The sequence below is a fragment of the Winogradskyella pulchriflava genome, from assembly GCF_042434315.1.
In the GTDB taxonomy this organism is placed as follows: Bacteria; Bacteroidota; Bacteroidia; order Flavobacteriales; family Flavobacteriaceae; genus Winogradskyella; species Winogradskyella pulchriflava.
Window position 1 is genome coordinate 1 of the sequence record NZ_JBHLTQ010000016.1, and the last position, 10,441, is coordinate 10,441.

The 10,441-nt window shown below is 31.5% G+C and carries 11 protein-coding genes; all 11 read left to right on the forward strand.

Annotated elements, in window-relative coordinates; all coding sequences use genetic code 11:
* Positions 1-155 precede the first annotated feature (155 nt).
* Entirely contained in the window at positions 156-905 is a 750-nt protein-coding gene (locus ACFFGA_RS14925; RefSeq protein WP_386065225.1) for a DUF6090 family protein, read from the forward strand.
* 150 nt (positions 906-1,055) lie between these two features.
* Positions 1,056-1,334, forward strand: a complete 279-nt coding sequence (locus ACFFGA_RS14930; RefSeq protein WP_386065227.1) for a barstar family protein — start codon at positions 1,056-1,058, stop codon at positions 1,332-1,334.
* A gap of 538 nt (positions 1,335-1,872) precedes the next feature.
* A complete protein-coding gene (locus ACFFGA_RS14935; RefSeq protein WP_386065229.1) occupies positions 1,873-2,520 on the forward strand; it encodes an SLATT domain-containing protein in 648 nt (215 codons plus the stop codon).
* Positions 2,521-2,862, forward strand: a complete 342-nt coding sequence (locus tag ACFFGA_RS14940) for a hypothetical protein (protein WP_386065231.1) — start codon at positions 2,521-2,523, stop codon at positions 2,860-2,862. It abuts the gene before it with no gap.
* A 222-nt stretch (positions 2,863-3,084) separates the two neighbouring features.
* Positions 3,085-4,704, forward strand: coding sequence for a hypothetical protein (locus ACFFGA_RS14945; RefSeq protein WP_386065233.1), 1,620 nt, complete (start codon positions 3,085-3,087; stop codon positions 4,702-4,704).
* A 147-nt stretch (positions 4,705-4,851) separates the two neighbouring features.
* Positions 4,852-5,148: a hypothetical protein gene (locus tag ACFFGA_RS14950; RefSeq protein ID WP_386065235.1), complete on the forward strand. Its 297-nt coding sequence runs from the start codon at positions 4,852-4,854 to the stop codon at positions 5,146-5,148.
* A complete protein-coding gene (locus tag ACFFGA_RS14955; protein ID WP_386065237.1) occupies positions 5,141-5,530 on the forward strand; it encodes a hypothetical protein in 390 nt (129 codons plus the stop codon). Before ACFFGA_RS14950 ends, ACFFGA_RS14955 begins: the two co-directional genes overlap by 8 nt.
* Positions 5,531-5,742: 212 nt before the next feature.
* Positions 5,743-7,590, forward strand: coding sequence for a hypothetical protein (locus tag ACFFGA_RS14960; protein ID WP_386065239.1), 1,848 nt, complete (start codon positions 5,743-5,745; stop codon positions 7,588-7,590).
* Positions 7,591-7,747: 157 nt separating this feature from the next.
* Positions 7,748-8,137: a hypothetical protein gene (locus ACFFGA_RS14965; protein ID WP_386065241.1), complete on the forward strand. Its 390-nt coding sequence runs from the start codon at positions 7,748-7,750 to the stop codon at positions 8,135-8,137.
* An 859-nt stretch (positions 8,138-8,996) separates the two neighbouring features.
* Positions 8,997-9,437: a hypothetical protein gene (locus ACFFGA_RS14970; RefSeq protein WP_386065243.1), complete on the forward strand. Its 441-nt coding sequence runs from the start codon at positions 8,997-8,999 to the stop codon at positions 9,435-9,437.
* A gap of 167 nt (positions 9,438-9,604) precedes the next feature.
* Positions 9,605-10,183, forward strand: coding sequence for a hypothetical protein (locus ACFFGA_RS14975; RefSeq protein ID WP_386065245.1), 579 nt, complete (start codon positions 9,605-9,607; stop codon positions 10,181-10,183).
* Positions 10,184-10,441 lie beyond the last annotated feature (258 nt).

The window sequence follows — 10,441 nt, forward strand, 5'->3', positions numbered from 1 at the left end:
AACACCGTGTATAAAAAATTGCTAGTTTTATACTAAACCAATGTCAGTTGCTTTGCTTGCTTGCATCCGATTTTCCTTCGGAAAATCCTCGCACACAAGCACGCAACTTTCCATACACATAAACGTTGTGCTTCATTATAACCAACCATTAACCAATGATAAAATTCTTTAGAAAAATTAGACAAAACTTACTCGCAGAAGGCAAAACTGGAAAGTATTTCAAATATGCTGTTGGAGAAATTGTACTCGTTGTTATTGGAATTTTGATTGCACTATCCATTAATAATTGGAATGAAAACAAAAGTAATATCAAGCAAGCTAAAGAGCATTTAGAAACAATAAAATTAAATCTTCAAGATGACATAATACAAGCTGAAGAGTTACTATCAGAAACACAAACTACGATTGATTATGCAAATGACTTTTTAGACCAATTTAAAACTCTAAAACCAGTAGATAAAAATGTTCAAATGTATCTGATTTATATGATGTTTGAAAGGAACATAGAAATAAACGAGAGCGGAATTAATGCTCTTGTGAATTCAAATGGAATGGCATTTATTGGTAAAGAACTTCAAACAAAAATATTGAATTATTATAGATATATCGAACAGTTAAAAAGTAGGGAACTTAATGCTAATACAGAAATCAAAACAATGTATGAGCCTTACGTAAAAGAAAATTATTATTGGATATATAATAAAACAAATCCTTGGCATCGACAATCGGAATTTTATAAAGATGACCCTAGAAAAATAGAGAATATTGATTTAAAAAGTGTAATAGATGATAAGAAATTGGAAATAATGATTATGAATAGACGATATCAAGCAAATCTTATTTTTGATTTCTATAAAAACACCATAAAAGACGCAAAAGAAATAATCGCAGAAATTGAAAAATAACGAAAGCACAACAATGTATATAAAAAATAGGCAAAATAGTAGTAAAAATGAGGCTTTTGGCTCGCATCAAACTTTGTGCTTAACCGAAAGTTTAGTGCTACGAAATCGCCTACTTTTTATATACTAAACGTTGTGCTTAATTTATCCAAAATGCGAATAATAGAGATAAACGGAAATAACTTTTCAAATATGAAAGGATTTTATCGAGAGATAGAATCGAAAATGACTTTCGGACTGAATTGGAAAATTGGACGGAATCTAAACGCATTTAATGATGTTTTGTATGGCGGATTTGGAGTTCACGATGTTGATGAGAAATATATCTTAAAATGGCATCGTAGTGAAAAAAGCAAATCGGAATTAAAATACTATGACCGAATAATTGAAATAATAAAAGAACACGAAAATATTGAATTACAGTTGACTTAAATGCTATTCTGGAAAACTGAAAATAAAATTAAACCTAAACAGGACTTTTACTCGAAAATCAAAGAGTATTATGTCGGACTGTCTGACAATCAAATCCCAACTGAATTGTTAAATCAGATTATCTCAAAGGTTACGGATGAAATTTATAGCGATTACAGACGATTTTGGAAACAATATCCGAAATCAAGGAAAAGATATTCGACTTTGAAAATGGGTGATATTGAACATCCTTCGGTTTATTTTATGATTACCGATTTTCTGAATGAAAAAGGAATTTAAAAATTAAGAGAATATTCAAAGATTCTGTTCAAAATAAATGATGAGGAATTTGACAAACATTTAGATTATAAAGAATGGTACGAAACAAAATAAAAAAACTAAGCACAACAATGTATAACCGCAATTACGGCGGATTCGACTACGTCCGAATCCACTCGGAATTGCTAACGTCTGTGCTAAACCGAAAAACTCACGTACTTTAACCCGTAACTGACGGTTATACGAGACCGTTACCACACATTTGAGTAAAAAACGAACATTGGAGAAGAAAAAATCATATAAAGATTATCTAGACAAAACATTTCTTGAGGAATTGAATTATAAAATTTGGTCTACTAAAGGGAGTAGATTTAATGCGAGTAAAAGACTTTTGAAAGTAGCCGACTTATCAAACTTATGTTTAAGTATGTTATCTGTCTATTTAATAGCTGTCGGACTTTTATCAGTTTATAATATATATTCAACTGAAACAATCGACGAAAACTTAATTGCATATTCAATTACTTGTCTTTCTATATTATTATTAGTGTTTGGACAAATAGAGAACGCAAAAGACTTCAGTACAAAAGCAAAACAATTTCATACTTGCGGACTTGAATTATCAAAACTGTATAATGATTTAAGGATTTTTAAAACTCTGAAAGAGAAACCAAAATTGAATGAAAAGAAAGAGTTTGCAGAAAAAGTATCTGACAAATATGAACGAATTTTAGAAAGACACGAAAATCACGAGCCAATTGACCATAATATGTTTAAAGCATCAAAAGCTGATTATCACGAATTAAGTAAAATAGATGTTTACAAAATAAAAGCAGATTACTACATTAAAACAAGTTTGATTTATCACACTTTAATAATATTACCACCAATAATTATAATTGGGCTTTTAATTAAAACTAACTTATAAATGAAACTTAAAGAATTTGAAGAAAAATCTAAAATAATTAGAAAAGAAATTTTTAATGAGAGTCTATTAAAACAACCAAGCATTTACTCATTGAAGAGAGTTGGAAATCAACTTTTAGATATTGTAAAAACAATGAAATCTGAAAATTCAGAAATGATTCCTACTCTTCAATCATTGAAAATGGACTTGGATATTTATTTAGCTGATTTAGGTGGAGAACTTCAGCACGATTATGATAAAAATAATAGAAGGTATAAAGGAAAATGGTCGAATGAAAGTAGAAAAATCAGTGGATTTATTTCTCGACTAAAAACATACATTTTGGAAAAAGAAACGAAATAAAAACGTGTGGTAACACCGTATATAATTTATTGCTAGTTCTAGCCTACTTACGAAAATCCTCGCGGATTTTCTATTCGGTTTTTATTTGCTAAATTATGTGCTTAACCACGCAACAAACCATATACAAACACGTTGTGTGCAATTTGAACCCAAAAATCCCCATCATTGGGTATTGAATGTAGTAACTGAATAGTTTAGTTTTAAAATTTAATATTAAGAATTATGAGAAAATTAATTTACATCGTTTCAGCTATTTTACTTTTTGTTGGGTGTAGTGATGACAACGAATCAACAGAACAGCAATTACAAACCATTGATGGTGGAATTATTAAGAATTCTCAATTAGTTACAATTACGAGCGAAAATATTAACCAAGATGAATACCAAGGAACAATTGAGAACGAAAATATTGATATTTATAAAATATCTGAGAACGAACTGGTTTTTATACTTCCAAGTAATATACCAACAGGTGAGCGCATTCTCAACATAAATAATCTTAATGATTTAAATATTAAATATCAAGTTGTGCCTAACGAAATAAATGGCTCAGCAGAAGAAAACCTTTCACCTTTTATTACAAATTTTGAAAATCACATTCAATCAATTCAAAATTTAGAAGACCAAAATTATTTAAATAATGTCTTAGGTTCTTTCAATGAAGCTATTGCAGATATGAGTATTGAAGAAAAGACTGAAATTGCGAATATCTATCAAACCAATAAACCATATTTTGATAATTTGATAAATAGTGATTTTGCAAGTCGTATGAATGGAACTGAATATCCAATTCAATTTCAGATTGCCCTATACGCTCTTGGTACGAGTGCAATACTTGCAATAGCTTATCCTGAACCAGCAACTAAATTACTTTTTTTAGTAAGCGCAATTGTCGTTGCAAAAAAAGCATATGATTATGGTATTAACTTTATCAACTTGAATAATATTAAAGTTGAAAATGTATCCTTAGGTGGGTTGTTAGCTTCTTTACAAAATCGTTCTACGATGATGACAAGCTTAGAATTAAATTCTGGTATACAGTCATCATTTCCTTTAGGGTCAAACACAAGAGCATTGATAGGCTCTGATTCTAATGATGAAAATGAAACCATTTCTGGTTTTTTCGAAAATTTTTCAAGCTTCAATACAACTGTAGAAAATTTAAATGGCGCTATCAATTTCATTAACGATGTTTTCTTCTTTTCTGATATTGAAAATTTACCAGTTTTAACGATTAACGAAACAAATCCCGTAATTTCCACATTAGGAAATGAGGACTTCTATAATAGTTTAAACTTTTCGATAACTGATAATAATGTAAATATCGACAACATCTCTTTCACAGATGGAAACATAAATATTACTGCATCAATCATTGACGAAAGTTCGGTTTCAGAGTTCGTAGATACTTCAATAAACTTCACTTATGAAGATGAGTTTAATAGACTTACGGGAAGTTATCCTGTTAAAATTTATTTGGAGAATAATGACTTTGATATTCTTGGGAATTGGGATATTGTGGATATTAATTCATCAACTTGTGAAGAACCACTTATGACAGTTGCATTTTATAGTATTAATTTATTAGATGATGGAACTTTTATTCCAGGATGTAATTGTTCAGGCTACGACAATAATTCAACATATTCTTATAATGATGGAAACTTGACTTTTGTCGCTATCTATAATACTTCAACTATATATGATGAAATTTCTTTTACAGGTACGTGGAATGAAGATACACAGATGTTTATTGGAACTTCGACGAGAAATATTGAAGAACAGACTGCAAGTGGAACAGTAACAAGTACTTGCTCACAGGCAGTTTCATATCAACGATAAAAAACTGCACACAACAATGGCTATAAGTAATTGCTTGTTCTCGCCTACTTCTGAAAATCCTCGCGGATTTTCAGTTTGGTGCGTACTTGCAAAGTTAAGTGCTAAACCACGCAACTACTCATAGCCGAGACCGTTGTAGCACATTTGATGAAACACATCGCAACATATGAAATTCACGATACTTTCAGAATTACTGACAGAGGAATTGTCTTCTCTGGAAATATTTTGGATGGCGAATTTCTGACTGGAGATTTAATCAAATTTTACTTTAACGGACAAATATTAGAACGAAGAATAAAAGGAATCGATGCTGGAATGAGAGTTGCTAAAGGTAAACCTAATGTGGGAATTATGATAGAAACTATAAATGAAAGCGAAATTTCGGATTTACGGAATTGGGAGCCGAATCAAGCTATTGCGAAAATATTTAGGTCAGATGAATAGTAAAGCAACTGACTTTCTTTTCGGATGTAAAAATCTATATTTTCAGGGAATTCATCCATTTGATTTTAGCCTATCGGACTCTCACGAATACAAAGCAATAGTTGAACTTGGAAAAGAAAAAATTAAAGAAATCGGAATTCAAAGTTTTGCGGAATTTGTTATGGAATCCCAGTATCGTATTGGAATTTGGTCTTCGTTTATAACATTGGAATTTGGAAAACCTGACCGAAATGAAATTCTAAATATTAGTGGGACTGAAACAATATTTTCAGCTTGTTTGGAAAAAATTGAACAGAATGAAATTAATGAATTGCCGACTGACATAATTGAAAACAAAAATAACTGGATAAGAAAAATAAAAACGTGCTACAACAATGTATAACCGCAATTACGGCGGATTCGACTACGTCCGAATCCACTCGGAATTGCTAACGTCAGTGCTAAACCGAAAAACATTATCTTTAATTCCGTAACTGACGGTTATACGAGACCGTTGTGTGCAATTTAAGAAACTGAATACCTGGTATAAGGTATTTACTTTTATTAATATTTTTCTTACTTTTAACAAGCTATTAATCAACAAATTATTTCTTGATGAAAAAACTAACCATTTTCTTTTCAATTTTGATTTTTTTTGGATGTTCAAATGATGATTCTAACACCGATGAAAATACTGACAACCAATTAGACCCAGAAGTTGCCGAAAATGTTGTCATCATTCTAGACGATAATTCTAACCTCACAAGTTCTGAATCTGACTTAAACAATGGCATCTATAACATTGATTTCGCAAGTGAAGTACCAGAAATAAATACTAACGATATAATTGTTGGAGACGAAGGTGAAGGGTTTTTAAGAAAGGTAATATCGGTAAGTTCGAATGGGAATAGTTTATCTATGCAAACTACACAAGCAACAATTGATGACGTTTTTAACAATGTAAATATTCAATTTAATACAGATATTTCGGAAAGTTCAAGAATGGCAAATCCTGTTAGTCAAAGAACTCAAGTTAATTATATGCGACAAGGCGTAAGTTTTAATGAAAATGGATTAGGGTATGATTTTTCAAATACTGTGTTGTATGATGATGGAAATGCAACTTTCACCATAACTAATGGAAATGCAACATTTGACCCAAATTTTAGTTTCAATGCTAACTACTCATTCCTTGGTGGATTAGATTTTTTAGAATTTAAAGCTGATAATGCTAACCTAGAAATAAACTGCGATTTTGATGTAACTGTAGCTGGTAGTTTGAGTTTACCTGAATTTTCAGAAACATTGCTTGATTACGATAAATTCTTAACTTTTCCTGTTGCTGGTGTTCCTGTTGTGGTAGTCATAAATACGCAACTAGTTGCAGAATTAAATGCTAGCATTGATACTAATGTAACTTGGCTCTCTAGTTGGACAAATACATTTGGTGTTACTACAGGAGTTAAATATGAAAACGACAATTGGACTGGGAATTTTGATTTAACCGCTGGTTTAGAAGTTAATTCTATGGATTTTGGAGGACAAGTTAATATTGCGCAAAACCTTACTATAACACCAAGAGCAAGTTTAAAATTTTATGGTGTTATTGGACCGTATTGCCAACCAGAACTAACAGAAGATTTTAATTTCAATGTAGCTTCCCCTTCTTTAGATTGGGATGCTGAATTAAAAGCAGGATTAAATTTAACCACAGGTGTTGACATTACAATTTTTGGAAATACTCTTGCTGACTTTTCATCAACAGATAGTTATGAAGAGTCTATTTGGAATGCACCAACTTCATTGACGATTGAATCGGGTAATAATCAAACAGCAGACCAAGGACAACTTCTGGAGGAACCCTTAAAAGTAAAAGTTACGGATGCTTTAGATAATCCAATGCCCTTTGTACCTATTTATTTCTCTGTAACCGCAGGTGATGGAAATTTAGATGAAGAATCCGTAATAACTGATGAGAATGGTTTTGCACAAGTGCTTTGGACACTTGGTGATAATACTAACCCTCAAACAGTTGAGGCAACGGTAAAAAAAGCGAATGGAACTAATATTGACACAGTAACTTTTAATGCCAATTCAGAAGATAATCAAACAGTTCTTGTCGGAACTCGTCAATTAATTTATGATTGTAGTGGCGGTCAATTTCCACCTTTAGGTCCATTAGATGTTACATTTTTTGACGACTTTACAATGAATATTGAAGATTTAGGTTCAATAAATGGTTGTACTGATAATGGAAGTTATTCTTATGATGGCACAAATCTTACGTTTACATATACTTCACAATGTGATGAGACATCACCATTTGGAATAAAAAATGACAGTTGGAACTTTACAGGTTCAATAAATTCTGACAATGATTTTATTGGAGACGTAACAATTTCGTCACAAACTGGTTCTGAACCACCAGTAGTAACTGATTGTACAGCGACAATAAGTAATTAAAAACTGCACACAACAACGTGTATAATTAATTACTGCTGATTTACCTAACGGAAAATCCCTTGAAATTAATTAACTTAGTAACTTATCTAAAAATGACTCATGTCCTTTCCCGTAACTAATCATTACACGAACACGTTGGCATACATTTGAAAAAACTATGAGAATATTAATAATACTGACTTTAATTCTCGGAATTAATTCTTGCAAAGCGCAATCCATATCGGAAAATAAATTAATTGGAAAATGGATTTTAGTTGCAGAAACGGACTCTTTTCCTGATGATATTGAGCCACTTAACGAAAATAAATCTGACTCGGAATCTGACTCAAAAGCGGAACTGAAAACCTCTCTAACTTTTAATAAAGACAAAAAAATATTCATTAACCAAATGGGAAATGAATATGATGCAACTTATAAATTGACTGACTCAATTCTGACTATCGGAAATCGGAATTATATCGTTGTCAAAATTGACAAAAAAAAACTGATTTATAAAAATAAAGGCGGACTTTTTGACAAGCATTATGAATATAAAAAAGTAGAATAAATTCACGTACAAATACTATTGTAGTTTATAACCGAATGAAAAATAAAAACCGATTTTTTTATATCTGGATTCTTGGAAATGTTCTTTTAATAGGCAGATTTTTAATTGACCCTTTATTAATACTGTGCGAACCTTGTATACCAAATTCCCCTTGTCCACCTTGCCGAACTGAATTTGCGAAGGATATTTGGATGTATTTAATAATTTGGAATGTATTAGGTGGATTAGTACTCTTAATAAAAAAGAAAAAAACGTATGCCAACAATGTATAACCGCAATTACGGCGGATTCGACTACGTCCGAATCCACTCGGAATTGCTAAAGCCTGTGCTTAATCGAAAAATAGTAATTTAAAAACCGTAACTGACGGTTATACGAGACCGTTGTGTTTCATTGCTGAACTCACTCAAAACGGAAAAAAACCAGTTTGTTTTTCGAAATTTTTTTTTTTTTGAATTTTAAGAAAGAAAAAACCGAAAAATAGTGTTGCGGATTTTCAAAAATCACGTTGGACTCTCATTCAAATGTGGAATAAAAATCGCATCGGACTTTTAGCTTGTTTGCGGAATAAAAACCCAAAAAAATCTTCTGACTGACCAAAGCAGTGCGCAACTGTTGCGTCGGACTGATTAGCGAAACGCAAAAAAAACGACTGACCAAAAACTGTAAGAAAAAAAACAACGAAAACACAACACCGTGTATAAAAAATTGCTAGTTTTATACTAAACCAATGTCAGTTGCTTTGCTTGCTTGCTTCTGATTTTCCTTCGGAAAATCCTCGCACACAAGCACGCAACTTTCCATACACAACAACGTTGTGCGTCAGCTGACAAAACGGAATGTACATAAAATTAAAAACATGAAGACGAAAAAATTTTTGCTGTTTTCTTTTCTGATTTTAACTGCCATTAATACATATGGACAAATAGAACAAGACAGTATAAGCACTGTGCAAGAAATCGAAAAGCAGGTCGAAAAAAAGGCTAAAATTCAACAGTTGGAAGTTCCTATTTATAAATTATTTCCAACTGATAACACTTGGGCTTCACTAAAATTGAATACCCGAAACGGAAAAATATGGCAAGTGCATTTCTCAATCTCAAAAGATAGCTTCGAAGGTACATTGAGCATAAATTCATATTCACTTGTACTACCAGAAGATGAAATTAACGGAAGATTTAACCTTTACCCAACGGATAATATGTACAACTTTATATTACTAGACCAAATAAACGGAAATACATATAAAGTACAGTGGCATAACGACGATGATAAGAGATTTATAAGACGAATATATTAATAAAGCCGAACGCACAACATTGTATATAAAAAATTGCTGTTTTGTGCTTAACCAATGTTGGTTGCTTTGTTTGCTAGCTTCTGATTTTCCTTCGGAAAATCCTCGCACACAAACACGCAACTCTTTATATACGTAACCGTTGTGCAACATTTGAGAAACTGTCCTGAATGAGAAACCTAATTTACTTCTTAACTACACTTTTACTTTTTCAAAGTTGCGCTTCATTTGATAATGATTTAACCAATCCATATCCGCTTAATGAATCAAACTTATCGGAATTAGATGGTATTTATGAAATTAAGCAAGTTGACTATGATACTGTTTTCAAAAAATTTAACCAACAGATGTGGACTGGAAATAATTTTTTGGAAGAAATCGACCGAAAATTAATCAAGGACACTTTGCATCTTGACAGTTTGAAAAACTACAAATTCGGACTTAAGGTTTTGAATAAAAAAAAGATTCGAATAAGTTACATTGAAAACGACACGATTTTTAGAGAAAGAATGCTAAAAGCAAAACTTAAAAAAGACGGATTTTTATATTTAAAAAATAAGAACACTGGATTTCTATTAGTTCCCTATATTGCTGGAGCGATTGATATTAAAAGAACGAGATTAAGTAAATCTGAAGATGGAAATCTGATTTTTGATTATTCACATCACAGGTCAGGCGCATTTCTAATAATAGCATTTTTAGATGGTAGAACTTGGAAAAACCGACTTGAATACAAACGAATAGAATAAAAAACGTTGCACAACACTGTATATAATTTATTGCTTGGTTCTAGCCTACTTACGAAAATCCTCGCGGATTTTCTATTCAGTTTTTATTTGCTAACTTAGTTGCTTAACCACGCAACAAACCATATACAAACACGTTGTAAGTAATTTGAGAAAAACGCTAACCATATTAATTTCATTGAGTTTCGGACTTATTTCCTGTAAATCAGAAAAGAAATATTCGGACTTTAATGAATCGGACTTTTACGAAGTTCAAGGAAT